This window comes from Scytonema sp. NUACC21, from assembly GCF_054684315.1.
In genome coordinates this window covers 113,469-138,572 of record NZ_BAAFZH010000098.1, presented here as the reverse complement: position 1 = coordinate 138,572, position 25,104 = coordinate 113,469, and the positions used below count along the sequence as shown (strand labels likewise).

General features: G+C 41.1%; 21 protein-coding genes and 2 pseudogenes. 14 read left to right on the top strand and 9 right to left on the bottom strand.

What is annotated here, in order from left to right:
- Positions 1-59: 59 nt before the first annotated feature.
- The 3 genes from ACYRY3_RS30355 to ACYRY3_RS30345 all read left to right on the top strand — a co-directional run bounded on the left by ACYRY3_RS30355 (position 60) and on the right by ACYRY3_RS30345 (position 2,928).
- A complete protein-coding gene (locus ACYRY3_RS30355) occupies positions 60-2,159 on the top strand; it encodes a BamA/TamA family outer membrane protein (protein WP_460205392.1) in 2,100 nt (699 codons plus the stop codon).
- Between the two features lie 134 nt (positions 2,160-2,293).
- Complete coding sequence (locus tag ACYRY3_RS30350) at positions 2,294-2,545, top strand: type II toxin-antitoxin system Phd/YefM family antitoxin (RefSeq protein WP_460205391.1); 252 nt, start codon at positions 2,294-2,296, stop codon at positions 2,543-2,545.
- Positions 2,542-2,928: a type II toxin-antitoxin system VapC family toxin gene (locus ACYRY3_RS30345; protein ID WP_460205390.1), complete on the top strand. Its 387-nt coding sequence runs from the start codon at positions 2,542-2,544 to the stop codon at positions 2,926-2,928. The genes ACYRY3_RS30350 and ACYRY3_RS30345 overlap by 4 nt, the downstream gene beginning before the upstream one ends.
- A gap of 92 nt (positions 2,929-3,020) precedes the next feature.
- Here ACYRY3_RS30345 and ACYRY3_RS30340 read toward each other — a convergent pair whose 3' ends face one another.
- The gene (locus tag ACYRY3_RS30340; RefSeq protein WP_460205389.1) at positions 3,021-3,227 is read right to left on the bottom strand and encodes a DUF433 domain-containing protein; all 207 of its coding nucleotides are present in this window, start codon (positions 3,225-3,227) and stop codon (positions 3,021-3,023) included.
- Positions 3,228-3,684: 457 nt separating this feature from the next.
- Here ACYRY3_RS30340 and ACYRY3_RS30335 point away from each other — a divergent pair, with 457 nt between their 5' ends.
- On the top strand, positions 3,685-5,337 hold the full coding sequence (locus ACYRY3_RS30335) for a protein kinase domain-containing protein (RefSeq protein ID WP_460205388.1): 1,653 nt from the start codon (positions 3,685-3,687) through the stop codon (positions 5,335-5,337).
- A gap of 233 nt (positions 5,338-5,570) precedes the next feature.
- On the opposite strand, the gene ACYRY3_RS30330 is transcribed toward ACYRY3_RS30335, so the two are convergent.
- The 3 genes and pseudogenes from ACYRY3_RS30330 to cynS form a co-directional block, all read right to left on the bottom strand.
- Positions 5,571-6,575, bottom strand: coding sequence for an SGNH/GDSL hydrolase family protein (locus ACYRY3_RS30330; protein WP_460205387.1), 1,005 nt, complete (start codon positions 6,573-6,575; stop codon positions 5,571-5,573).
- Positions 6,576-6,926: 351 nt separating this feature from the next.
- A pseudogene (locus tag ACYRY3_RS30325) lies at positions 6,927-7,241 on the bottom strand (site-specific DNA-methyltransferase); the annotation flags it as partial.
- Between the two features lie 60 nt (positions 7,242-7,301).
- Entirely contained in the window at positions 7,302-7,742 is a 441-nt protein-coding gene (gene cynS, locus ACYRY3_RS30320; protein ID WP_460205386.1) for a cyanase, read from the bottom strand.
- A 130-nt stretch (positions 7,743-7,872) separates the two neighbouring features.
- Here cynS and ACYRY3_RS30315 point away from each other — a divergent pair, with 130 nt between their 5' ends.
- On the top strand, positions 7,873-8,022 hold the full coding sequence (locus ACYRY3_RS30315) for a hypothetical protein (RefSeq protein WP_460205385.1): 150 nt from the start codon (positions 7,873-7,875) through the stop codon (positions 8,020-8,022).
- Between the two features lie 153 nt (positions 8,023-8,175).
- On the opposite strand, the gene ACYRY3_RS30310 is transcribed toward ACYRY3_RS30315, so the two are convergent.
- On the bottom strand, positions 8,176-8,394 hold the full coding sequence (locus ACYRY3_RS30310; protein WP_460205384.1) for a hypothetical protein: 219 nt from the start codon (positions 8,392-8,394) through the stop codon (positions 8,176-8,178).
- Between the two features lie 456 nt (positions 8,395-8,850).
- Here ACYRY3_RS30310 and ACYRY3_RS30305 point away from each other — a divergent pair, with 456 nt between their 5' ends.
- A complete protein-coding gene (locus ACYRY3_RS30305) occupies positions 8,851-9,906 on the top strand; it encodes an RNA-guided endonuclease InsQ/TnpB family protein (RefSeq protein WP_460205383.1) in 1,056 nt (351 codons plus the stop codon).
- Here ACYRY3_RS30305 and ACYRY3_RS30300 read toward each other — a convergent pair.
- Positions 9,820-10,908, bottom strand: a pseudogene (locus ACYRY3_RS30300) (amidohydrolase family protein); the annotation flags it as partial. The gene ACYRY3_RS30305 and the pseudogene ACYRY3_RS30300 overlap by 87 nt on opposite strands.
- Before the next feature lie 80 nt (positions 10,909-10,988).
- On the opposite strand from ACYRY3_RS30300, the gene ACYRY3_RS30295 reads away from it, so the two are divergent.
- Together ACYRY3_RS30295 and ACYRY3_RS30290 are read left to right on the top strand one after the other, a co-directional pair.
- Positions 10,989-11,777, top strand: a complete 789-nt coding sequence (locus ACYRY3_RS30295) for a cysteine hydrolase family protein (protein ID WP_460205382.1) — start codon at positions 10,989-10,991, stop codon at positions 11,775-11,777.
- Between the two features lie 4 nt (positions 11,778-11,781).
- Positions 11,782-12,240, top strand: a complete 459-nt coding sequence (locus ACYRY3_RS30290; RefSeq protein WP_460205381.1) for a cupin domain-containing protein — start codon at positions 11,782-11,784, stop codon at positions 12,238-12,240.
- A gap of 118 nt (positions 12,241-12,358) precedes the next feature.
- Here the strand turns inward: ACYRY3_RS30290 and ACYRY3_RS30285 are convergent, their stop codons facing one another.
- The gene (locus ACYRY3_RS30285) at positions 12,359-14,416 is read right to left on the bottom strand and encodes a CHAT domain-containing protein (protein WP_460205380.1); all 2,058 of its coding nucleotides are present in this window, start codon (positions 14,414-14,416) and stop codon (positions 12,359-12,361) included.
- Between the two features lie 190 nt (positions 14,417-14,606).
- Between ACYRY3_RS30285 and ACYRY3_RS30280 the strand changes: the two genes are divergently transcribed.
- The 6 genes from ACYRY3_RS30280 (at position 14,607) to ACYRY3_RS30255 (ending at position 24,085) form a co-directional block, all read left to right on the top strand.
- A complete protein-coding gene (locus tag ACYRY3_RS30280) occupies positions 14,607-16,007 on the top strand; it encodes a hypothetical protein (RefSeq protein ID WP_460205379.1) in 1,401 nt (466 codons plus the stop codon).
- Positions 16,004-17,149, top strand: a complete 1,146-nt coding sequence (locus ACYRY3_RS30275) for a DUF1822 family protein (protein ID WP_460205378.1) — start codon at positions 16,004-16,006, stop codon at positions 17,147-17,149. Before ACYRY3_RS30280 ends, ACYRY3_RS30275 begins: the two co-directional genes overlap by 4 nt.
- 34 nt (positions 17,150-17,183) lie before the next feature.
- A complete protein-coding gene (locus tag ACYRY3_RS30270) occupies positions 17,184-19,610 on the top strand; it encodes a CHASE2 domain-containing protein (RefSeq protein ID WP_460205377.1) in 2,427 nt (808 codons plus the stop codon).
- A gap of 324 nt (positions 19,611-19,934) precedes the next feature.
- Positions 19,935-20,708 (top strand): hypothetical protein, encoded by a 774-nt coding sequence (locus tag ACYRY3_RS30265; protein WP_460205376.1) that lies wholly within the window; start codon positions 19,935-19,937, stop codon positions 20,706-20,708.
- A gap of 131 nt (positions 20,709-20,839) precedes the next feature.
- Positions 20,840-23,656, top strand: a complete 2,817-nt coding sequence (locus tag ACYRY3_RS30260) for a CHAT domain-containing protein (RefSeq protein WP_460205375.1) — start codon at positions 20,840-20,842, stop codon at positions 23,654-23,656.
- A gap of 249 nt (positions 23,657-23,905) precedes the next feature.
- Positions 23,906-24,085 carry a hypothetical protein gene (locus ACYRY3_RS30255; RefSeq protein WP_460205374.1) on the top strand — a complete coding sequence of 60 codons (180 nt, stop codon included), beginning with the start codon at positions 23,906-23,908 and terminating at the stop codon, positions 24,083-24,085.
- Positions 24,086-24,313: 228 nt separating this feature from the next.
- On the opposite strand, the gene ACYRY3_RS30250 is transcribed toward ACYRY3_RS30255, so the two are convergent.
- On the bottom strand, positions 24,314-24,637 hold the full coding sequence (locus ACYRY3_RS30250) for an addiction module antidote protein (RefSeq protein ID WP_460205373.1): 324 nt from the start codon (positions 24,635-24,637) through the stop codon (positions 24,314-24,316).
- Positions 24,612-24,974 (bottom strand): type II toxin-antitoxin system RelE/ParE family toxin, encoded by a 363-nt coding sequence (locus tag ACYRY3_RS30245; protein WP_460205372.1) that lies wholly within the window; start codon positions 24,972-24,974, stop codon positions 24,612-24,614. The genes ACYRY3_RS30250 and ACYRY3_RS30245 overlap by 26 nt, the downstream gene beginning before the upstream one ends.
- Positions 24,975-25,104 lie beyond the last annotated feature (130 nt).

The window sequence follows — 25,104 nt, the reverse complement described above, 5'->3', positions numbered from 1 at the left end:
CATCACCTAACCTCTGTAGAAAACTACACACTAACTCCCAGTAAATCAGGCTACTTATTATGCGAGTTTCTTCTGCGGCAATTTTCACTCTAGCGACTTTGACGGCTGGCAACCTCACTCAACAAGCAATAGCTGCTCCTTCTGGTGTTCCCACTCAGGCTGATAATGCAGGTAATTTAGTAGTTCCCGTGACTGAAGAAACGCCGCCTGCAAAGTTAGAGGCGATCGCCAAACCAGAAACTATGGTCGTTGAACAATTTTCTCAAAAATTGGGAACCGCGCAAAGTGGTGCTGACAAGAATTCTGTCGTAATAGGTACGTCAGAAGAGCCGAAGACAGGGGAACTCTTGAGCAGCAAGGACTCGGGGTCTCCTCTTGTCTCATCTCCCCCACAACCCTCCAATCCCTCTAACAACGAGAATGATTTAGTCGTGACAGCGACAGATGTAAAGATAGAGGGAGCCACTGAAGAATTACAGCAGATTATTCGCCGCCGTATCAAAACTCAAGCAGGCGGAGAAACGAGTCAAAGCCAGCTACAACAAGATGTGGAAGCAATTTTAGAGACAGGGTTATTTGTTAACGCTCGGGTGAATAGTAACACCACACCAACAGGTTTGAATGTTGTCTATCTAGTTCAACCCGTGGTTGTGCGTTCCATACAACTTTCCGGGGCTAAGGCGCTAACCTATCAAGTGGCTTGGGAACGTTTCCAATCCCAAATAGGAAAAGCTATTAGCCCTGATGGTTTGAAGGCAGTCGTGGAACAAATCAATAAATGGTATGGTGATAATGGTTATAAGATTGCACGCGTCACATCAATTACACCAACCCCGGAGGGGATTCTGACTTTAAATGTTGGCGAAGGTGTGGTTGGTAGTGTCCAAATTCGATTCGTTAACGACGAAGGCAAAACAGTCGATGATAAGGGTAAGCCTGTTACGGGACGTACCAAACAAGATTTCCTGCGCCAGCAACTCAAACTCAAGTCCGGTCAACTTTTCCAAGAAAGCATTGTCAAGGAAGACTTACAGCAACTGTACAAGACTGGGTTATTTGAAAGTGTGAACGTTGCTCTAGAAGGCGATGCCACAAAACTTGATGTCATCTACCAACTTAAGGAATTAGGGGCACGTTCTGTTAATGTAGGTGGAAACTACAGCGCCGACCAAGGGATAGTCGGTACATTAACTTATAATGACCGAAATATTGGCGGTAGTAACGATAACTTGGGTGTGAATGTTCAAGTAGGTCGCCGTGACATCCAGTTTGAAACTAAGTTTACCAGCCCTTATCGGGAAACAAATCCAGACCGTTTGGGCTATAGCATAACGACCTATCGCAAACGGGGACTTTCTGACACTTTTGACGGTGATGTTAAGCTGGCAGATGGTGACAGAGTGCGGGAAGGTCGGTTTGGTGGAAGTATTAGTTTCCAAAGACCAATTGACGATTGGGACACTTCCTTGGGATTCAATTATACCCGTGTTAGTATTCGCGATCGCGAAGGCAGTATTACACCAACTGATGAACAAGGTAACCAACTCTCTTTCAGTGGAACTGGTATTGATGACTTGGCTACCGTGTCTTTCACTGCTACCAAAGACGAAAGGGATAACCCCTTGAATCCAACAAATGGTTCCATACTTAAACTCAGTACGGAACAATCTGTCCCCCTTGGAAATGGTGCTATTTCCATGAATCGCATCCGGGCAAATTACAGCCAGTTTGTACCGTTTCAGTTATTTGAATCTAAAAAACCTCAGGTCTTTGCTTTGAATCTCCAGGCTGGTACAGTCATTGGCGATTTACCGCCTTATGAATCTTTTAACTTGGGCGGTCCCAACTCAGTACGCGGTTATGATGGAGGCGACATTGGCAGCGGTCGCACTTATGTCTTGGCTTCAGCAGAATACCGCTTCCCCATTCCTGTTTTGGACGCATTGGGAGGGGTGGTGTTTGCTGACTTTGCCTCAGATTTAGGTTCTGGGGATACTATATTGGATAACCCAGCTGGAGTACGTAACAAACCAGGTACGGGTTTTGGTTATGGGGCGGGTTTGCGCTTCGATTCACCTCTAGGACTGATTCGGGCTGATTTTGGTATGAATGACCAGGGCGAAAGCCGATTGCATTTTGGTATCGGTCAGCGCTTTTAACAGAATCGTGGGTTGGGTTGGGCGACAGCAAAACCCAACACAATCCTGGCATTCAGCGAAAGCAAAAACTCTAACCTTTGTGCCAAGATATGAAGTATGACCATCAATAGTCATACAACATAGAGTGACTATAAATGTATAATGTAGAACTTCCGAAAGTACAGGCTGAGCTTGCGGAATTGCTCCGTCGAGTGTTATCCGGGGAAGAGGTGATTATTTCTCAAGCAGGCACTCCCATTGCCCGTATAGTGCCTATTACCGAGCAGTCATTACCCCGTATCCCAGGGTTGGATCGTGGTAAGGTACAGATTGCTCCTGACTTCGATGCTCCCCTACCAGAGGATATTCTGAATGATTTTCTTGGTTCGGTGGACAAATTAGAATGAGAGCATTACTCGATACTCATGCCTTTATTTGGTGGGTTACAGATGATACTCGACTTTCATCGACTGCCAGGAGCATAATTATTGACCCAGGTAACGTTTTGTTCTTGAGTGCAGCTAGTGCATGGGAAATCGTCATTAAGGTACGCTTGGGAAAATTGACTTTACCTGATGTCCCAGAACGTTATATTCCGAGTCGTTTGGAAATCAATCGATTCGAGAGCCTAGCAATTCAAATGGTTCATGCTTTGCAAGTGACAAATCTGCCGGATTTACATCGAGACCCCTTCGATCGGATATTGATTGCTCAAAGCCAAGTTGAGAAAGCGCCAATTATAACTGCAGATAGCCAGATCGCTCAGTATCCTGTTAATGTGATTTGGTAATTACAATTGTTAACACAAAATACAAACTTGAGGAAGAGCTATTTTGGAGTTGTTAAAACGCGATCGCCCATTCATGGCAATAACTCCAACTTTTATGCCAACGTATTGATAACTTCCAATATCTGAGCCTGCAAATGTGGGAAATCTTCCAAGAATTCGGCTAAGCCTGCTTCACCTTCAAGGTAATCAAAAAAGGTTTGCAATGGAACTCGCGTTCCAACAAAGACTGGATCTCCACTCATAATTTCAGGATCGCAGTGAATAATTTGTCGGTCACGTAAACGTGATTGAATGTCCATTTTAGAGCTGTTCACGTTCTTCCTAGTACAATGTGGCGTTTCGTTTCATTGTACCTTAACGTTTAGTTACCTGGGTGTTTTGCGGAAATGTCCATGTAGCTGGACTTGTAAAAAACTGTGCGATTTACTGACATTTGTTAGAGATATGTTGGGTTTCGGGCAACAACCCAACCTACGTTGGTTTTTGTTCCGCGATTGAGATATGTTGGGTTTCGGGCAACAACCCAACCTACGTTGGTTTTTGTCTAATCAGGATATGATAAGAGTTAAAAAACAAAATGGAGCATCTACGAGGTAAAGCGATTCGGGAATTTAATAATGGAGCCGGATTTGCGATCGCTGAAAATTCAGGTTAGACTCAGGACTCGAAACCGGAGCTTTTAGAGTTTCCGGTTACGTCTACTAAAATGCAGTACTAATATATTCTACTTGATTGACTCAGCACTCAGGACTCTATATGCTAGCAGGTACAACCTTGCAGGGTGGCAAATATACTCTAGACCAAGAAATTGGTCGGGGTGGCTTTGGGATTACTTTCAAAGCAACCCATCACTACTTACATCAGGTCGTAGTCATTAAAACTCTTAATGAAAAGTTGCGACAGCACCCTGATTTTGCCAAGTTTGAGCGTCAATTCCAAGATGAAGCAAGACGATTGGCGACTTGTATTCATCCAAATATTGTCCGGGTCAGCGACTTTTTTGTTGAAGATGGGCTGCCGTACATGGTCATGGAATATATTCCTGGTGAAACTCTGGCACAAGCATTTGTCATTCCAGGAATACCATTGCAAGAAGGAATTGCAACTCATTATATCCGCCAGATAGGAGCAGCCTTGCAGGTAGTACATCACAACGGCTTGCTACATCGGGATGTAAAACCGGACAATATTATCCTCCGCCAAGGAACTCAGGAGGTAGTGCTGATTGACTTTGGCATTGCACGGGAATTTAATCATGGAGTTAGGCAAACTCATACGGGAATTGTTTCAGAAGGTTATTCGCCAATTGAACAGTACCTGTCGCAAGCACCACGCACCCCTGCAACGGATGTTTATGGTTTAGCAGCAACATTGTATGCACTCCTGACAGCACAAGTTCCCATGCCAGCATTGCTGCGCGATCGCGAACCCATGCCCGCCCCTCGCGAGATACAACCCTACTTGAGTGCTGCTATCAATCAAGCGGTCATGCGCGGTATGGCAGTAGAATCTCGTTTTCGGCCCCAAACAGTGGCAGATTGGTTGCAGTTGCTACCTAACACTGGAGTGAGTACGGCACCTCAATCAGTTCCAACCCAAACAGTACCAACTATCGATTTATCGGCACAGCAGCATCAGGTCAACTTGGCTGAGAAGGTCACTCCTAAAGAAGCTGACACATCACCACCTGCAAGGAAATTTCCCAAGCTAAACAAACTGCGCTCGCCCAAAGTTTTGATTGCTACAGGTGTCGCTTTTGTAGCGGCTACAACAAGTTTTGCAGTCACTAGCATGATTGCAAAAAATCAGTCGCCACGCCCACAACAAACGGTGGAAAAGCGGGACAATAAAGAGGTTGTTGAGAATATACCCACAACAAACCCTACACCATTTGCCAATCAAGAGACTAACACCCCAAGAGGCAATAACACCAATACATCGACAGTTGAATCAACACCAACTTCTACAAGCACTTACAAACGGCGCAGGCGGAACCGCCGTACTTCCACTGAACAATATCCCAGCCAAGGTACAACACAAGAATTAACTACTACTAACTCAGGGGAATCCCGCAATCGCCAACCCGAAATTCCAGAACAAACGCGGGAATCTGCAGAACAAAGACAGGGTGCGTCTTCACCAAGTACTGGTGGCTCACCTACCCTTGTGGAGAAACTCAGGCAGTATCGCGATCGCAATAGTTCTCCATCATCTTCAGAAAATCAATCACCGCCTTCTAGTGGCACCTCTGAAACGTCGCCACCTGCCAACCAGTCAAATAATTCTTCAAATAATCCTGTGGTTATTCCCGCACAACCTTCTAATGTGGAATCCAAGCAGCCAGATTCATCATCAGTGGTCGTACCTACTCAAGAGCAAGTACAGCCAAATTCATCGGCTAATAATTAGATTATGGTTCAATCTCATGTCATCACCAATCATCGTGAATTAGCTTTCTTGTCCGATTTATGCTTTAAAACCTGTACTAGTTACATCTCTGATGCTGTTGCCAATTTCCTAAATTCTTTCAATTGTAGGGTGGGCATTGCCCACCACTACATATAAAATTACCAGGGCATTGCTGATGAAAATCAGTAGAGAATGACATAGTCAAATAAATATTTTAATTCTAGGATTGACGACTACTGTTCGTTGTGAGTTTTATTTCCAGCACTTAACTTAAATTCCACCTGCCGTAGTGCTGATTGCCAAACATCGTATCCTTCCCTACTGAGATGTAAACCATCTGTAGTCAATTCTTCACGCAAATTTCCTTGGAAATCTGAAAACCATTGATATAAATTTAAATATTCAGATCCTTCTTTTTTAGCAATAAGAGCTAGTTGATAATTGATATGACGAATACGATGATTGGGGATATTTTCTAAACGAGTTGGTAGAATTGATTGGACAAATATCTTAGCTTGTGGGTGAGTTTGTCGCAAGGTATGGATCATTTTGCGGTAATTGCGTAAAATAATTTCATCTGTCAGACCCCTGCGTAAATCGTTGATTCCTGCCATAATGTAAATCACATCTGGTTTCGTGGTAGAAAAAGCAGACAATCTCTTTAAAACACCACCAGAAGTATCTCCAGATATTCCCTGGTTCAACCACAATCTACCACCAGGTAGGTTTTCTTTAGGAAACCATAAACTTAAAGAATCACCAAGTAAAATACCTAAGCTGTTGGCACCTTGTCCTTGTGCGACTGCTTTGGCTTCCAAAGACAATAAGCGTTTCCAATCCTCATATGTAAGTTGGGTCTTATTCGCTGCAATCAACAGTGACTTCAATTGTTCCTCAGGAAAGCTAGTATTAGTTTGACCTGTTTGCAGTTCGATCAATCTTTGCTGGTAAAGTTGGCGTCCAGAAGTAGGTCGTCGGCTGGGGGTGAGTTGGGGATTGAGGTTAAAGGATGATGAGGCTGGCTTCAACAATCCCCGATTGCTAAATTCCGGTATAGAAGGTATCCCAACATCAATGCTAGGTACTACTTTTTCAGCTGCATCAGTTTGTGTCTTGTCCCTTAAATTCCATAGAACCCCACTATTTTCTGCTTGAATAACTGACAGCTGTGGAACAGTTGATGCTGGTATTACCACTCCTGTTAACAAGCCTGCTGCCAACAGATAAACGTCCTTCATTGTTTACAATTTCTCCTCCACTCGCTGCTTCTTCTTATTGACAGCATGAACTAACCGATCTCAGGACAATTCTTAGTACTTTCACTTATTATTTTTATTGATAGAATTTAGCTTTGTAAAGCTAGTTTGAATTTGATTTATCATCTCTTCAGAGGTTTTTCTTAAGGGTATCCCAGACATATTTGTAATAATTATTACTTCACGACAGTCATAAACTAACTCTCCGAACTCAGCAAGGAAATGTAAAACAATCCCGTGTTCCGTTACAAAATAGTTAAATAATATACCAGATACTGAAGGATGTCTACACGGTCATTTCTAGGGAAGTCACGCTTAATGATAATTTTTATTCTATAAATCAACAAACCTGTAACATAAAGCGATCGCATAATCTTCATCAATTTCAAAAGAAATCCATTGCTGCTGTCAAATTTCTGCTACAAAATCTCTTGTATTAGAGCCGACAAATGGATCCGAGCACTCATCTGTTAAAAATTTGATGAAGAATTCAACGAAGCCCTTGCGGAAAACGCGCAGAATGTGGTTAAATACAAAAACTTTTACAATGACGCAAGTAGCACTGCTTGATTCAGTATTGGCAATTGAAAACAAGTTAGGTGGAGTAGTAATTTTATAATCCTTTTGGAATCGATGGGAAATGTCATGAGTTCAGAAGTGGGGGTGAACGCACAAAGCCCGCACAGGCGGGCTATCAAGATTGAGATACTACCACTTTTTGTAGGGTAAAAATTTACCCGACATGATGACTTTCACGCGATCGCCTTTCGGGTCTTCTTCTTTTTCAATATCCAAGGTAAAATCGATAGCACTCATGATACCATCACCGAACTTCTCGTGAATGACGGCTTTCATCGGCATTCCGTAAACTTGCATTATCTCGTAGAAGCGATAAATCAGTGGGTCGGTTGGAACCACTGGACCCAATCCTTTCACCGGGAATTCAGTTAATTCTTTCACGTAACTTCCATCAAGACCTAATGCCTCAACCAATAATTTCGCCTCTTCCTCTGAAGCACTAGCTTGACGGTAGATAACAGCAGCAATCCAGACTTCGTCACGTCCGAGAACCTTTTCTAAATCAGCAAAGGTCAGTCCCTTCTCTGTTTTGGCTGCCAACAATTTTTCTGTAATTTCGGGAATCGACACCTAAGAACTCCTTTGGTGAAGTGCTTACGGAAAAAGTATACTCCTTATTGTAAAAATAAAAGCCCAAAAAGCTTATCCCGATCGTAGGGTGGGCACTGCCCACCACCCACTCCTACAAAGAAGGTGCAAGATGTCAGCCTCAAGCGTAGACCATGAAGAACTGAAAGCCAAAATCAAAGAATTCAGCCACCTTGCTGCTGAATTAAGCAATCAGGCTGTACAAGTTTCTAAGGTAAATCGCAAGCAAGGTCTTGATTTACAGCACTTTTCAGGTAAGTGAGGTACACCCTTAACGAGGCTAATAACCATATTAGTCCTTACAATCATGACTAGACGGTGTACCTCATGAACTTGCAATACGCTGTAATACTTATTTTGGTTTATTTACACTGATTTACTTATATTAGTTGGAATGCTTGAAGCAATATTGTGTTCAATTGCTGAATTTGATTAGCTCTCCATCTTCAAGAGTATATAAATCTGGTTCTTGGTGAAGAAAGTCGAAGATTCCGCTGTATTGTGCAAGTTGCATCATTTCTTGAGTAGATGGATAAGAGCTATTTAAAAACAGTTTTTCTTCTAATAAGCTCCGCTCTTCCTGAGAAAGAGATAAGATAACTTGCACTAGTGACTCAACCAATTTAGTGTTCATGTTAACATACAGGTATTTCTCCAAACCGGGATTGCCCGATTTTGCTATCGTTTTGATAGATTATATCCAAGGATAATTTTAGGCAATCACGTTGTCCAAAAACTTTACAAAGCTTCCGCTTACTTTTTGGCTTGCTTATACGCTAACCTTTCCTGGACAGCCAGTTAAACTTAAAATTTGGTTGAGTGTGGAAGAGTGTACGTATTCTTTGTAATTAAAATTTAGTAAATCGTAGTCCTTCAGAAACTCTATAAGCTCTTTCCTATCCTTGAAAGATTCCAAAATTTGCTAAGCCCTAAGCCGCTTCCTTTATAAGAAAACAAGCTGAAAACCTTGTGGCTTTAGCCCAAGGATGAAAGCCAATTGTGGTGTTTACGCCACAGTAACATTCTCTTTTTTTCTGGCAATCTTATGTAAAATGCAATAACATAAGATTGTAGTTGGTAGGTCGAGCCGATGATAATTTACGAGTTCAAAGTTAAAGGAAAAGATAAGCAGTATCGCGCAATAGATGACGCTATCCGCACGAACCAATTCATTCAAAATAAGTGCTTGCGCTATTGGATGGATAACAAGGGTATCGGCAGGTATGACTTAAATAAATACTGTGCAGTACTGGCTCTTGAATTTCCTTTCGCATCGGAACTCAATTCAATGGCAAGGCAATCTGCTGCCGAACGCGCTTGGAGTGCGATAGCTCGATTTTACGATAATTGCAAAAAGAAGGTTAAGGGGAAAAAGGGATTTCCGAAGTTCAAGAAAAATTGCCGTTCTGTTGAATACAAAACATCAGGATGGCAGCTTTCTGAGACTCGTAAAGCCATTACTTTTTCAGATAAAAAAGGTATTGGAACTCTTAAGTTGAAGGGAACCTATAACCTAAATTACTACAACCTCAAACAGATTAAGCGTGTTAGATTGGTACGTCGTGCCGATGGTTACTATGCTCAATTTGCTATTGATGTTGACTTGCGGATTGAAACCAAACCCACTCTTCAAGTAGTAGGCTTAGACTTAGGGTTGAAATATTTCATCGCCGATAACAAAGGCAATGTTGAAGAGTCACCCAAGTTCTACCGCAAATCTGAAAAGCAATTGAACAGAGCCAATCGCAAAAAATCCAAGAAGTTCAGTGCAGAACGCAAAAAAGCTAAACTTCGGCAATCTAACAACTACCACAAAGCTAAAAATCGATATGCCCGCAAACATCTAAGAGTAAGTAGGCAGCGAAAAGAGTACTGCAAGAGACTGGCATACTCCGTCATCCAATCTAACGATTTGGTCGCTTATGAAGACTTAAATGTTAAGGGCATGGTACGCAATCGACATTTAGCTAAATCAATATCAGACGCTGGCTGGTCAACTTTCCGGTCATGGTTAGAATATTTTGGTCATAAATATGGTTCGGTCACAATTGCCGTACCTCCCCACAACACCAGCCAAAATTGTTCTAATTGTGGCCTGACGGGGTGTAATCCAGTGCTGATAATCCATATCGGTGACATTATGTAGTATGGAACCAATTTTGATGGCTTCCAGTAAGTCTTGGGAATCATTGCTAGACGCACCATCGCAGCCAAAGGTTACGTTGACCCCAGCTTGGCGGTATTTTAAGATGGGGGCAATACCGCTACCCAAACGCAGGTTACTCAAAGGGTTGTGTACAACTGTGGATTGAGTTTCGGCTAGGAGATCGATATCGCGATCGCTTAGGTGAACGCAATGAGCTAGTGTTGTACGATAATCTAAGTAACCAATACGCTTCAAATGTTCAACGGCTGTACAACCATATTTTTCCTGGGCTAGTTTTTCTTGTGCTTTGGTTTCTAGTAGGTGGGAGTGACGGCAAAGATTGTAGCGCGTGCTTAATTCGCTACACCCCTCAAACAAAGCATCAGAACACAACTGTATTCCTGTTGGAGCAACGGAAATATTAACACCCTCATCCGGACGATGAAACTGCTTAACTGCTTCTTCTATCAGTTCTAATGTTGCTGCAGTTAAGCGAAAATAGGGCTCGTGAGTTTGTTGAGTTTCCCCGGATGGTATGCCAGCACTCAAGGATTCATCTTGAATGAGGGGAGCAACAAAGGCACGAATACCTACTTCTCTGTAAGCACGAACAACGGTAGCAATTGTTTCTAACTCTTGTCCCGGAATGAGTACCAGATGATCCACTACAGTAGTACCGCCGGAAAGCAGAGTTTCCACTGCCGTACCCAAAGCACTTAAGTAAACTTTTTCTGTATCAAGAGGAACAAAATCATAAAGCTCTGCCAGCCATAATTCTAAAGGTAAAGGTGGAATGGCTCCCCGTTGCCACATTTCTGAGGAGTGGGTGTGAGCATTGAAAAATCCTGGTAGTAGTAATTTGTTCTCACCGTTAATTGCGGTACCAACAACTTCTAAATGAGGTCCTACCTGAGCGATAGTTCCCTCTATGACTTGCACATCTACAGTGGCGCAATCATCGCCAGTGGCAATCAAAACATTCTGGATAGTGAAGTTCGCCATTTTAACCTTAATTAAGTAATAGAACGTTCAGAGGATTTTCACGTTAAAAAATAAGCAATGGATTCGGGTATTGCAGTGTTATGAATTTACCTCTTCGGAATTTAGGAATTGCACCAAACGCATGGTCAGTCAATCATACGTTTGCAGACATTACTCGTCCTCCCCAGCCCCCACAACCCGTTATCTTATCAACAGAAACGAAAACTCTGCGCCTTGACTTGGCAAAAACCGCCATTCTCGTGGTTGATATGCAAAACGACTTTTGTCACCCTGATGGTTGGTTAGCCCATATCGGTGTAGATGTCACCCCAGCACGTAAACCTATTGAACCGTTGCAAGCTTTATTGCCTGCACTTCGGTCTAAAGGTGTTCCAGTCGTCTGGGTGAATTGGGGGAATCGTCCCGACTTAGCTAATATTAGTGCCAATTCACTTCACGTCTATAACCCCACAGGGGAAGGAGTGGGATTGGGCGATCCTTTACCCAGCAATGGTGCTAAAGTTCTTATGGCAGGTAGTTGGGCGGCGGCGGTAGTGGACGAATTAGAACAACTACCTCAAGACATTCGTGTTGATAAATTCCGCATGAGTGGTTTTTGGGATACACCCTTAGACAGTATCTTAAAAAACTTAGGTAAAAATACTCTATTATTTGCAGGTGTTAATGCCGATCAGTGTGTCATGACTACCTTGTGTGATGCTAATTTCCTAGGTTATGACTGCCTGTTAGTCAAAGACTGCACTGCTACAACTTCTCCTGATTACTGTTGGCTGGCGACACTTTACAACGTCAAACAGTGCTTTGGCTTTGTCACTGACTCGCAAGCAATTTTAACAGCACTGAATACCCTCAATAACCACGGAGGATAAATAAATGCGTGCTACTCGTTGTGTCATTCCTGTCGTTAAGTCTCCCAAAGATTATCAGGCATACCGCATTAGTCCCCAAGATACAAACCGATTGGCTATTGTATTCGATCCAGCCAGCGCTAATACTTCCCTGACTTGTTGTGTGGAAATTTTTGATGTTGGTGGCAAAACACCTCCCAACCGCCATCAAATGGCAGTAGAAATGTTTTTTATCCTGAAAGGGGAAGGGGTAGCTATGTGTGATGGCAAAACTGTCCCAATTAAAGCAGGAGATAGTTTATTGGTTCCGCCTACAGGTACCCATTTAATTAAAAATACAGGTTCCACTCGCTTGTATACCTTGACTATTATGGTTCCCAATGAGGATTTTGCCGAACTGATTCGCAGTGGTACACCAGTGGAATTGGATGAGGAAGATATGTCAGTACTTGGTAGAGTAGATACTTTAGCACCGATATATTAATTCCACGCCGTGTGGATTTTGAGATAAGAAAATCTTCCAAAATTTTTTGTGTAACGCGCTGAAAAGCCTGCTATTAACCAGGGATGGGTATCCTCACCCGTCCCACATTCCGGTTGTATTATTCAGCCCTGCCAATTACGGTAAAAGCCGCCCACGCCTTAGGGTCAGGATCTTTATCTCTATCCTCAAGCATAGTCAACATTGCTTTACGCATCGCTGTAGCTTTATCGAATTTACGCTCAAGATTGGTGTAAAACTCCGTCATCAACTTCACTGTATCGTCATCCGGCACTTTCCATAGAGACACCACTAAAGTGGGGACACCGGAAGCCATAAAAGCACGGGACAAACCAACGACACCTTCCCCTTTGATATCACCTCTGCCTGTATCACAAGCACTTAATACGACTAACTCAGCTTGTAAAGAAGATTTCCCAGGTAACCCAAAACGCTCCATAATTTCACCAGTAGTGAGAAATCCATCATCTTTACCAGAAGGAGCTAGAGCAATAGCACCAGGAGAACCGATAGCATTGATACCATCAAGTAAACCGTGGGTCGCAAGATGAATCAGTTTGGCAGATGCCATTTTTCGCACAATGGCTGACTCAGTAGCTCGATCGCCAATAATGGCAGTAGTGCCAAGCATTTGAGCAATATCTTTCGCTTCCTTTTCTGCACCTTTTAAAGGCTCTAAAGGTTTTGCTTCTTTTCCTACTCCTTGTTTGGGCATAGTAGGATTCCCGACAATCAAAGCTTCCTCTCCACGAGGAAGAACAGATAGGTTCGGGTTTTTCTGAACTTGTTTACTTTGTTGAGTCAAACTTAGAGCTTGAATCGAAGGAGCAGTGAGGATAGTATGTTTCTCAATTAGGTATTTACCTTTATCATCTTGAAGTGCAGCGAAGGGAACCAAAAATAACTCTTGATGGGGAATAAAGATAACCCTCTGTTGTTGATTTTTAGGTAAAAATTCAGCAATAGGTTTGATGAGGAGTTGATGGAGTTGTTGTAAACGGGTTGTAGGATAATCTTTTTTGGTAGTGGAATCATTACTACCACGTCCCCTAGCACCAATAGAATCACGACTGATTTTGACTAATTCTTTGAGAGAAATATTTTTGGGAAGATTCACAGAGCGAAATTGAATTTCACCTTGTGGTGGGATAACCCAGATATGGAGGTAATTATCAAAAAGAATTGAATATTCAACTAAGATAGCATTTTGCTGTTTAGCAATTTGTTGAATTTCCACTACAGTTTGCAATGGTGGAGTCAGTTCCTCCTGTGATTTGTTGTTAATTCGCTGAAATAGTATTTCCACCAGGGCACGGTTTCGTCCCCTTTCGGAAATTTCCAAAGCTTGTTGGGGTTTATTTTGCTCCACAAGGACTAGTTGCAGTAGGTGATACGTTAGAGCTGGTCGTTCAAAAATAGATACTTTTCCGTCATCTTGCTTGACATCTCGCCTTATATTCTCGCGAATTTCCATTGCCTTACGTAACGCTGTTTCTGCTTCGTTGTACTTGCGAAGTCCCCAAAAAGCGTTTCCCAAACCTGTTAGAGCATAAGCCTGACCATCGCTTGTTCCTAGTTTTTCGGAGATAGCCAAAGACTGCTGCTGGTAATCGCGAGCTTGTTCGTACTGCTGCAAACGCTGGGAAGCATCTCCAAGACGCATCAAACACTCAGCTTCTTCAGAAAGATATTCTATTTTTCTGTAAATGACTAAAGCTTGCTGATAAGAATCAATAGCTTCCCGGTACTTCTCCTGCCGATGATAAACGGCTCCCAGACCCATTAAAGCATTAGCCTCAATCTCAGGGTTTTTTATTTCTCTATTAATAGCTAAAGATTGTTGGAAACAATCGATCGCTTGGCTATACTCCCCTAAGTTACGGTAAGAATCTCCCAAATGCGTTAGCGTATCAGCCTCACCCTTACGATTGTTGCTTTTCTTATAAAAATCTAAAATTTGCTGGTAGCAATTAACGGCTTGGCGATACTGTCCTAAACTATAGAAATTAATTCCCTGCTTTGGGGAACAAGCATCCTCTATAGCTTGAGCTATTGCAGCTGATTGCAAGGTATTTCGTAAAAAATGTTGTCCAAAAGACCCAGAAATGGTTAGTAATAGAGTAATTAGCGCCAAGAGAAAATACTGTTTCCATTTCATAGTATGAACAGTCCTATAATAAAGCAGATAATTTTCTGATTGCTTATATCTTTAAACTACAAGAGCCTATGCAATTTTCCGAATCAGATATTTTCTCTTACAGCTAAAAAACATCCCCAAAAATGCATAGGGTAAGACACTTCCAAGATATATAAGAGCGAGTTCAATAATTCTAACTGGAGCAATTGTAGTGAAATGGAAAAGTCTACCATCAAAATACTGGATACTGCACCGGATTGGTCTTGGCAGATGTCAGGCTGAAGAGGTGAAGGAGGCAAAAGAATTTTTATCCCAGCAAATTCCTGAAATAGCTGCAGGCGAAGAAGTTGGCGAGCGCGAGATAATCGGTCAACTGTGGCAACTTTATCAGTCAGAAGGCTCAGACCAACTGGCTGAAGTATGTTTGCGTTGTGTCATTTCTCACTATATTAAAGAATATTGCTATAAGTTAGCAGAGCAATACGGTCGCAAACATAATTTTACAGTAGACGATTTATTGCCCTTGGTGCTGGATAGTACTGATAGATCCTTAAATCATGGCAATAATAACTCCCTCACCATCCGCATTCTGCAAACCTTTAGTTTAGGCAAAAAAAGTAGTTTATCCACCTGGACTAAGATAATAGTCAGAAGCGATCGCGAATTAAAAAGATTTCTCCTGCAATATGGACTCGAACAGGTTACCGATTGGTTACTACTCAAACAATATAATTCTCGCCAATTGCAACGAATTTTATCAGATTATCACTATAGCCCAGCTAAACTTAAGCAATTAACCAAACTACTAGAAAGTTACCAAACAGTTTATCTAGGTCGGATTCAAGCTGCTCGCGACCAGATTAATCAGGAACGCCAACAGCAAGGATTGGGGAAAGTAAAATCTCCCTACCCTATGCCAGATCGCCAGCAGTTGCAACAGATAGCTGAGCAGTTATTACCTACCTGGAGATTATCTCCTGAGGAAGTTTTAGAAGAGTTACAAAATCTTGCCCAATTTATCAGAGAATATAAAAGCAGTCGTGCCAAAGGTATTGTTGCTACCCAATATTTAGGAAAGACAAAAACTATCGTACCTACTTCTACAGAAGATGAGGAGGATGAAGAAAAGCGATTTCTAGCATCCTTTAACCAGCAATATGATAGTTGTTTTCTACGAGCAGTCCGGGAAGTGATTGAGAACAGGATTCAATTTTATCAAAACAAGAAGAAACCTCAAGAACAGCAATTTCTGTCAGCACTTCACTTCTATCACTGTCAAGTAGTTCCTATGGGAGAGATTGCACCTAAAATTGGCTTAAAAAAGCAGTACCAAGTCAGCCGTTTATTAGAACAAAAAGAGATACGTGCTGACGTAGCAAGAAAAACTGTAAATTATTTGATTCTCGCTATTTTCCAGCTACTTCCTGAAGAACCCTCTCCAGAAAAGCAAAGCGAACTAAGAAAAAAACTAACACCAATTCTCTATGAAAAAGTGAATGCAGAAATGCAGAAAGCTCAAAAGGAAGATAGTGTTAGTAAGAATCGAAGTATGAAAAACAAATTATCACAAGCAATTTGTCAATATTTAGATCGAATTTATAAACAATCATGACTAATTATTTCAACGATATTCAAACCGATTTGCTGGCTTTTCCGGAATTAACAGAGATAATTCAATTAGAGCCAGAACAAAGCGAACAAGCATGGCAGATTACTGAAGAATTAGACGTTGAGCAGGGAAAGCTACAAATATATTTTCAAGCTTTGGCACTAGTTGCTTTTGAAGAATGGCTAAAAAAACGAGAACCGCATTTATCTGTACATCTAAGACATTCTTCTCTATTACAATCACGATCTGCCTTAGCAATTAATGCAGTTTGTAACTTACAAGTAGGAGAATTTAAAGTTTGCTTGATTCCTACAGTCAGTTTCAGTGATGAACTAGTAGCTATTCCTCAAGTCATCATTGATGTTCCAGAATTTGCCGCACATTTTTATATAATAGTTGGGCTAGAAGATGAATTAGAGATTGCCGCTATCCGAGGATTTAGTCGCTATGAAGAATTAGTGAGGATGACTGCTACCGTACCAGTTTTATCAGATGGTAGTTACGAAGTTAACTTAGCTTACTTTCATCAGAAAAGCGATGAATTATTACTTGAATTGCAGTGTTTATCCCCTGCAGAGATTACTTTACCAAAAGCCTTACCTAATCGTTGCGATTTTCTCAAAGATTTAATGCAAATACTCACGCAAAAGGCGGTTAATGTGGGGTTGTGGATGCAAAATCAATTAGATGAAGTGGCTCAAGAATTATCTTGGCAATTATTACCAGCGCCTTCTCCTTTACGAAGAGCGAAACTAAGTCCTGTTGAAGATTTAGACAGTATTTTGTTAGAAATTGATGATATAGAAATTCCTGCAGTTGCTGCTCGTAGTTATCGAGAGATAGAATTAGCTGAAACTAAACTGCGACTCTATGCAGTGACTTGGTTGTTACCGGAAACAGAGGGAGACTGGAGTTTACTGCTCATCTTGGGTGCAATTCCAGGGAATAACCCTCCTTTAGGAGTGAAGTTGCGAGTTAGCGATTTGACAGAGGTATTGGACGAGCAAGTATTACAAGGAGATAGCGATCATCTGTACGCTCAAATTGTAGGTTCTAAACAAGAAAAGTTTTTAGTGACGTTTACTTCTAGTGATGGGAAAGCCGAAACATCCATTTTATTTGAATTCCATTTGGAAAGAGAGTGAAAGCGCATAGTTAATCAAAACAGGAGGAAGCATAATGACTTTTATTCAAGTTTTCAAACTAAAAATTAACAAAAGTGGTAGATGTTGTAATTTTGAGTTATCTCGGGGAGAAGAACTAACAATTCCCACTCAATTAGATTATCCCGACTCCCTGGAAACTAGTTACGCAGACTGGCGACAGGCTTATCTTAACTGCTACGAAAACTTGCGAGGTAAAGTACCAAAAAAAGGTAGTATTAAAGCACCCGCCAAAGATTGGCAAGGAAAGCTCAGAGAAGCAGAAGACAATTTTTTGTCGGAGTTTCATCGCTGGTTGCGGAAAGAACAGTTATATGAAATTCGCGAGACAATTGCTAATGCAGCTAGATACCTACCAAACTCTGGTAGCCATTGGGTAGATGTTTTACTTACTTGTGATTCTCTAGAGTTAGCACGTTTACCCTGGGAAGCTTGGGAAATCAACACTAAGCTATCAGTTCCTGGAGCTAGAAATATCCGTTTAGCCCGTGTCCCTAGCAATATTCGCAACTCTACGGTATCTCCTATACGCCGTAAAGCTAGGGTGTTAGCTATATTGGGAGATGATAGGGGGTTAGACTTTGAAGAAGACAAACAAGCCTTACGTAGCTTATCGAACATTGCTAAGGTAGAATTTATAGGTTGGCAACCAAAGAAAGATATTACTCAACTGAAGGAAGAGATTGCTGAAAAAATAGGCGATCGCGAGGGTTGGGATATCCTGTTTTTCGCCGGACATAGCAATGAAACAGCTGATACTGGAGGGGAGTTAAGCATTGCTCCCAAGGCTTCCATAACAATTAAAGATATAGCAAAACCACTCAAGCAAGCACGCGATCGGGGACTGCAATTTGCTATCTTCAATTCTTGCAGTGGTATATCTATTGCTGAATCCTTAATTGATTTAGGTTTACCACAAGTGGCGGTGATGCGGGAACCCATTCACAACAAGGTAGCGCAAGAGTTTTTGGTGCAATTCCTCAACAGTTTAGCTGAGTATAAAGATGTCCACGAAGCTTTACTTGATGCTTGTGCTTTTCTAGAAGTTAAAAAAAAGTTTACCTATCCCTCCGCTCATCTCATTCCCTCTCTTTTTCGTCATCCTCAATCGGAACTATTCCGCCTGGAACGCTTTGGGATGTGGCATAGTATAAAAAGCTGGCTACCCACAAACAAAGAAGCTGTTTATTTAGGAATATTTCTGACTCTGAGTTTAGTCTCTTCCATTCAAGACTTACTTTTAGAGCCACGTCTGCTAGTGCAAGCCGCCTATCGTCAAATGACTCAAGCAAGTCAAAAAACTATATCAGCCTTCAATTCCCCATCCCCAATTTTGTTAGTTCAGATTGATAGCAGGTCGCTTAATCAAGATACAGTCCAACTGATTAATGGGCGGTATATGGACTACAGCTATTTAGCGAGAATTCTGGATGAATTAGTTCAGAGAGACGCTCGGCTGATTGGGGTAGATTATATTTTAGATCGCGATAAAGAACAGCCGGATAATACTAAAAAATTAAGACAATCTATTAATAAAGCTATTAAAAAGGGAACTTGGTTTGTTTGGGGTGCTAACGAAGAGGACAATGAGGAGATTAGTGCAGAGATAGCCAACCTCAATCAGAGCATGGCAGGGGATATCAGTTTATATGATTGGTATATGGAGTTACCTAAAGATAATTGTTCTGATACTTGCCCTTTTACCTATTTACTAGCAAAATCTCATTCTTTACTTAATCAAGAAGCACATACTACCAACTTACCTCAGCCACAGAAGAGTCAAACCGATTTTCGCTATTCAGTTATTAAGTTGATTACTACCCAAGGTAAAAGAATAGATTTTTTGCAGAGGCTTAAACTTCCTACTACTACCGATTTCTTACAATACTTTCAACCAATAATTGACTATTCCATTCCCCCAAAACAAGCATATGAAACCATTTCCGCTTGTGAGTTAATCGGTTCTTGTACCCCAACACCCGCGATCGCGAAGGCAAATCTCGAATCTAAAATAATTATCATTGCCGCTGGAGGATATAAGGAAGCAGGAGTAGATGAAGCTGGAGAAGATAATGCTTTCATTCCCCTTCCGGTAGCCTTCTGGCGGGGCGAAAAGGGGTGGGATGACTTTTCTAATGGTCGGCGTTCTTTCACAGGTGGTGAAGCCCATGCTTACACAGTTTACCATCTGTTAAATCAACATTTATTAGTGGCAATTCCAAATTTCTTGATGGTGTTGCTAGCGGCTGCACTAGGAAAACTGATTCAAAAAATACTACAAAATTATCCTCATAAGATGCACGTGAAGTTGATTGATTTAGGGACTACAACGGTAGTTTATGTATTTGTTAGTTTACAGGTTTATATCTCATTAGCAGTACTGATACCAATCGTGTTTCCCGTATTCACGTTTTGGACTTATGTGCCCTTAAGAAGAAGTTAGTAATGGAGTATAATTAATTTCATGTGTAACTTTTATCAATTGTCAATAACAATGCTTAAGGATGGGGATGGAGATCCTGACCCCAAGGCGTGGGCGGCTTTTACTGTAATAGGGCAGGCTGGGTGATTCCGCAATCAAGAATAATTACCCAAAAAGTGCATAGGGTCTGATTTTTAACAAATATATAAGGGCGATACAGTAATCAGTGAAAACACAATAGCTGGTTACTGTATTTCATGTAAATATATCAGTGGTATTACTTATACACATCTCATCAGTGGTGCTCATACAGTTCGCTTAACCTAGCTTTAAGGAAAGTATCTGATGATAAAATTCAGAAATGCCAAGCCCGCACTCTGGTTGATAGTTGTGGTGGTGGTTGGTTTATCTGCATTACCAATACAAGCAGCTATTAAACAAAATTTTCCCACTCAAGAGACGCTAAACAGCAGCGATCGCCAATTATTTGCTTTATCTTGGGGTGAGATTTGGGATAAACTGCGACGTAAAAGAGGTAAGCGGGGTTCGCGAGGCGATGACAACAAAGAATTTTTCTGCATGATTGCTCCAGGTAAGCTAGAAGACCAAAATAACGGTAAACAAAGTTTAGTCGTTTGGAGTACTCAACCTGTATTCTTGTGGCGGGGACAAATGGTGGGAATCGAGGTACGCCATATCCGCAGTGATGAATTAATGTGGCGTCAAACCTTCAGCCCAACAACTCGTAGCATTATTTATCAGGGAAAACCGTTACAACCAGGTGAAGATTACTTTTGGCGGGAAACAATTCCTCTGGACCAACTTCCCAGCAAGCGCTCGTTTAGGATGATGGACGCAAAAGAACGCGATCGCATTTCTACTGAGTTAAAGGAATTGGAAAGCGAACGAAAAGCTAAGGGCTCTCGTGAGGAGGAAATTGTTTTGTCAAGAGTTAATTACTTTGCAAAAAATGACCTTTGGTCAGATGTGTTACGGGAAATCTATTCAGTGCCCAATCCCTCTCCTGAGTTAAAAGAGAAGATTAAACAAATCCAAGGTCATGATTTTTGTTCTCAGGAGAAAGATGAGCAAAAACTTGGATTGGTGTTGTGGAAATAAGAGCTATCGTCGAGGATTATAATAGCTTCACAAATATCTCAAAAAAAGAGCAAATATATTTTCGGTTTTTAGATTAACTGTGCCTTTCTAAAAGCCGAGTTTTAAAGTTTAAACATCAAAAAAACGGAACTTTGACAAAGATTTTAGCCATGAAAGCTAACAGCTACTTTTTCTTGATATTAATAACTCTATCACTGACTGTTTCTGGGTATTATGGACTTAATTTCAAGCTGAAATTGTTTGATTCAACAGCAGTAGCTCAAACAGTAGCTTACCGGAAAGCACAAGCAAACCAACTACTTGAGCAAGGTAACCAGGAGTTTGAAATCAGTAATTTTAACAAGGCTTTACAGTTTTGGAAACAATCATTGAATATCTATCAAGAAATGAGAGACCGCCAAGGTGAGGCTGTATCTCTGGGAAATCTGGGACTTGTTTATCACGAACTGGGAGACTATCGTACAGCCATTGATTATTATGGGAAATCGTTAAACATCTCAAGGCAAATTAGAGACCGTAGAGGTGAAGCTGCGTCTTTAAACAATTTGGGATCTACTTACGCTAGTTTAGGAGATTATAATACAGCTATTGGTTTTTATGAAAAAAGTTTAGCGATCGCCAAACAAATCAAAGACAGCCAAAGTGAGGCTATATCTCTGGGCAATCTAGGTTACACTTATGCTAGTTTAGGAAATTATAAGAAAGCTAGTTTTTACCAAAAGCAATCTCAAGAACAAGCTTTAGCCGTTGTAAGCAATTCAGGCAAAGTCATTTCTATTGCTTCTCAAAGGCAATCTCAAAGTGGAAATGGTTCCCAAATACAGTCTCAACAGCAATCCGTAGCTGTCACAAGTAGTTCTGGTACAGCCATCACTACTGTTTCTCAAGGGCAATCTCAACAACGATCTACAGCCGTCACAAGTATCTCTATCTCTAGTGAGGCAGTTGCCATTTCTTCGCCACAACAATCCATAGCAGTTGCAGGTAACTCTAGTCAAGCTATTGCTATCATTTATCGACAACAAAATCGCAACATTTATCAGCAGCAATTTTTAGCTATTGTAGGTGACCATGACGAAGCGATAGACTATTTCAAAAAATCTTTGGAATTCAACCAAAAAAACAGAAACAAGCAGGGTGAAGCTGCATCTTTAATAGGTTTAGGAAATGCTTACCTTCAAAAAGGATATCATAATACAGCTATTAATTATGCCAGGAAATCTTTAGCTCTTACAAAGAGAATCGGAGACAAGCAGGGTGAAGCTGCATCTCTAATAGGTTTAGGAAATGCTTATTTTCAGAAAGGGGACTATAACAAATCTATTGATAGCTTTAAGCAATCTTTAAATATCTATTTAAAAATTGGAAATCGTAAAGGAGAAGCTGTTTCTCAGGAAAATCTGGGAAAAGCTTACCTTCAAAAACTTGAATATGACAAAGCTGTTCATTTTTTCCAAATCTCTTTAGAGATTACCAAGAAAATTGGATATCGTCAAGGAAAAGCGTCATCTCTTAACAATCTTGGAAAAGCACTATTTCTATCTGGGAAATTTGCAGATGCAGAGAAATATCTTAATGAGGCAATTAATAGTTGGGAAGCAATTCGAGAGCTTTTAGGTAACCAAGATACCTGGAAAATTTCTATTTTTGAACAACAAGCTGAGACTTACCGCCTATTGCAACAAGTTCTCGTTGCTCAACAAAGACCCCAAGACGCTTTACTCACTTCTGAACAGGGACGAAACCGTGCTTTAGTTGAAATTTTGATTAGGCGAAGATCTGAGAAACCAGACAATTTACTGACTCCACCACGCCCTACTATAACGAAACTTCGACAAATAGCTATAGAGCAAAACGCGACTCTAGTTGAATATTCTGTTACACCGGATGAAATTTTTATTTGGGTTATTCCACCTCATCAGGGTGAAATTAAATTTCATTCTTCTAAACTCACCAACAATATTTCTCTTAAAGAATTAGTGAAAGCCAGCCGTGAATCTATAGGTATTAGGGGACGTGGTAGCAATAACTCTACTTCTCAAACAAATAGTTCTAATAGCCGATTACGACAATTACATAAACTTTTAATTGAACCCATTGCTAGTTTTTTACCGACAGATGAACAACAACGTGTTATTTTTATTCCCCACCAGGAGTTATTTTTAGTGCCTTTCGTTGCACTTCTGGATAACAAAAATCAATATCTAATTGAAAAACACACTATTCTCACTGCTCCTTCGATTGAAGCGTTGGGCTTAACTCAAACAGATAAACAAACTCAGAAAAACTCAAACCTATTTGTTCTTCCTTTTGGTAAGGAAGTCTTGATTGTTGGGAATCCTACTATGCCTAAATTAAAAGTAGGGAAAGAATTAGAACCTTTAGAAGGTGCAGAACGGGAAGCGGAAATTATTGCTAAAAAGCTAGGTACTACTGCCATTATTCGCGATGGAGCTACGGAATCAGCCATAGTACAAAAAATGGCGTCTGCTAGACTCATTCATCTTGCTACCCACGGTTTACTTGATGGTATCAATGCTATCGGTTCTCCTGGTGCTATTGCTCTTGCTCCTTCTGGTAAAGATGATGGTTTTCTTACTACTAGTGAAATTATGGAACGCTTTGGTTTACCTGGGAAATCTCCTTTACAAGCTGAGTTAGTCGTATTAAGTGCTTGTGATACAGGCAGAGGTGATATCAAAGGGGAAGGTGTCGTTGGTTTGTCCCGTGCTTTTATGGCTTCTGGTGTCCCCACTTTAGTAGTGTCTTTATGGAAAGTACCGGATGACGATACAGTGAAGTTGATGACGGAGTTTTATAATAATCTCTATGAACGTAAGTTTGATAAAGCCAAGGCGATGCGTGAGGCAATGTTAACTACCCTCCGTGATGTAGAACCCGATTCCAAAGCTTGGGCTGCTTTTACTGTGATTGGCAAGGCTGATTGATTTGATAGTCAAAAATATAAGATTAATTATCCTAATTTAAAATTTTAAATAAATCTATTTTTAAACGTGAAAGCAATATTTTTTCAACTGAAAGATTGCTTTTTTGCATAGGGTAGAAGTTTAAAAAGATATTTGATGGTGTCAAAGTTGAAGCTTTTCTTTGGGTAGTTTAGAGAGCAATAAATATTTTTGCAGAACTAACTACAGCTCAACAAATCTCGACCATCAACATCAGTCAGGAAACTAGTCATGCTAACCCAAGAACGTACCACCAACAAAAAAATAACAACTCGTATCATGATTATTCTGTTGACTCTCTTACTTTCAAAGAATCTTGAACTTGAAATTATTCGACCAGATTTTACACTAAAGATAAGTATAGAAACAGTTTATATTCAGTCAGTGGCAAAGCTACTTGAATGGTTGTAGAAATTCACAGGCAGATTTCAGTAGGTCGGTATGAAAAAAGGTAACTGGGAATGGTCGTCCTTTTCATTTGTCATTAGTAAGGCTTTGAGAAATATCATCAAAATATGCTTGTTTCATATTTTGCGGGAGCGTTAATCGCCCCTGTGGGAGGCTGACATCTTTCACTTTCGAGTGGGAGAGGACGGTGGGCTTTAGCCCTACCTACTTCCTATATAGGTGGCTGCTACTCTAATGCCCTAATGATGCGTGAATTGGTTGCACACTCAGGCGATAGCCGAGATGGTGCAGGATAAGGCTGATGGTTCGCAGTTCCGGGTTGCCTTCAGAGGACAACACCCGGTAAAGATTTTGGCGGTTCAACCCCGTTTTTTCCGCAAGGCTCGTCATTCCCTCCCGTGCTTCTACCACGTTCCGCAGCGCTTCCAGAAAAAATGCCAAATCCCCATCCTGTTCGTACTCTTCAAGAGCAACATTCAGGTAAAATTTTGCCATTTCCGGATTCTGCAGCTGCTCAAGCACAACTTCGTCATGGCTTCTCAGTTTCTTGCTCATCCTGTTCCTCCTGATAGGTCTGCCAATATCCTTTAGCCTTTTCTATGTCCTTATCCTGGCTGTCCTTGTCGCCGCCGGACAGGAGAATCACCAAATCGTTTGCAGATTCTCCAAAATAAACACGGTAGCCACTGCCAAAGAAAAACCTTAGTTCTTGAACGCCTTCACCAACTGACTTGCAATCCCCGTAATTACCTTGCTTGAGCCGCTCTATGCGCCGAATTATTCTTGAACGGATTGCATAATCCTTCAAGCTTTCCAGCCATTCGGTATAAGGCTCTTTCCCATCTTCGGTTGCATAGACTTTCAGGGTTTTCTTACGGACTATATTAGACATACTTTAATTATAAACTGTAGCTTAAAAGCGACAACATATCAAGAGTTTACTCCGAATCAAAAGCGGTTACATTAGTTACATAGCACTTTGCTTGACACTTCATTTTTATTGTGTTGTAACAGTGAAGGAA

Bases quoted from the DNA above. Each gene is read 5' to 3' on its own strand.
- ACYRY3_RS30355 (WP_460205392.1), top strand. From the start codon at position 60: ATGCGAGTTTCTTCTGCGGCAATTTTCACTCTAGCGACTTTGACGGCT.
- ACYRY3_RS30350 (WP_460205391.1), top strand. From the start codon at position 2,294: ATGTATAATGTAGAACTTCCGAAAGTACAGGCTGAGCTTGCGGAATTG.
- ACYRY3_RS30345 (WP_460205390.1), top strand. From the start codon at position 2,542: ATGAGAGCATTACTCGATACTCATGCCTTTATTTGGTGGGTTACAGAT.
- ACYRY3_RS30340 (WP_460205389.1), bottom strand. From the start codon at position 3,227: ATGGACATTCAATCACGTTTACGTGACCGACAAATTATTCACTGCGAT.
- ACYRY3_RS30335 (WP_460205388.1), top strand. From the start codon at position 3,685: ATGCTAGCAGGTACAACCTTGCAGGGTGGCAAATATACTCTAGACCAA.
- ACYRY3_RS30330 (WP_460205387.1), bottom strand. From the start codon at position 6,575: ATGAAGGACGTTTATCTGTTGGCAGCAGGCTTGTTAACAGGAGTGGTA.
- ACYRY3_RS30315 (WP_460205385.1), top strand. From the start codon at position 7,873: ATGTCAGCCTCAAGCGTAGACCATGAAGAACTGAAAGCCAAAATCAAA.
- ACYRY3_RS30310 (WP_460205384.1), bottom strand. From the start codon at position 8,394: ATGAACACTAAATTGGTTGAGTCACTAGTGCAAGTTATCTTATCTCTT.
- ACYRY3_RS30305 (WP_460205383.1), top strand. From the start codon at position 8,851: ATGATAATTTACGAGTTCAAAGTTAAAGGAAAAGATAAGCAGTATCGC.
- ACYRY3_RS30295 (WP_460205382.1), top strand. From the start codon at position 10,989: ATGAATTTACCTCTTCGGAATTTAGGAATTGCACCAAACGCATGGTCA.
- ACYRY3_RS30290 (WP_460205381.1), top strand. From the start codon at position 11,782: ATGCGTGCTACTCGTTGTGTCATTCCTGTCGTTAAGTCTCCCAAAGAT.
- ACYRY3_RS30285 (WP_460205380.1), bottom strand. From the start codon at position 14,416: ATGAAATGGAAACAGTATTTTCTCTTGGCGCTAATTACTCTATTACTA.
- ACYRY3_RS30275 (WP_460205378.1), top strand. From the start codon at position 16,004: ATGACTAATTATTTCAACGATATTCAAACCGATTTGCTGGCTTTTCCG.
- ACYRY3_RS30270 (WP_460205377.1), top strand. From the start codon at position 17,184: ATGACTTTTATTCAAGTTTTCAAACTAAAAATTAACAAAAGTGGTAGA.
- ACYRY3_RS30265 (WP_460205376.1), top strand. From the start codon at position 19,935: ATGATAAAATTCAGAAATGCCAAGCCCGCACTCTGGTTGATAGTTGTG.
- ACYRY3_RS30255 (WP_460205374.1), top strand. From the start codon at position 23,906: ATGCTAACCCAAGAACGTACCACCAACAAAAAAATAACAACTCGTATC.
- ACYRY3_RS30250 (WP_460205373.1), bottom strand. From the start codon at position 24,637: ATGAGCAAGAAACTGAGAAGCCATGACGAAGTTGTGCTTGAGCAGCTG.
- ACYRY3_RS30245 (WP_460205372.1), bottom strand. From the start codon at position 24,974: ATGTCTAATATAGTCCGTAAGAAAACCCTGAAAGTCTATGCAACCGAA.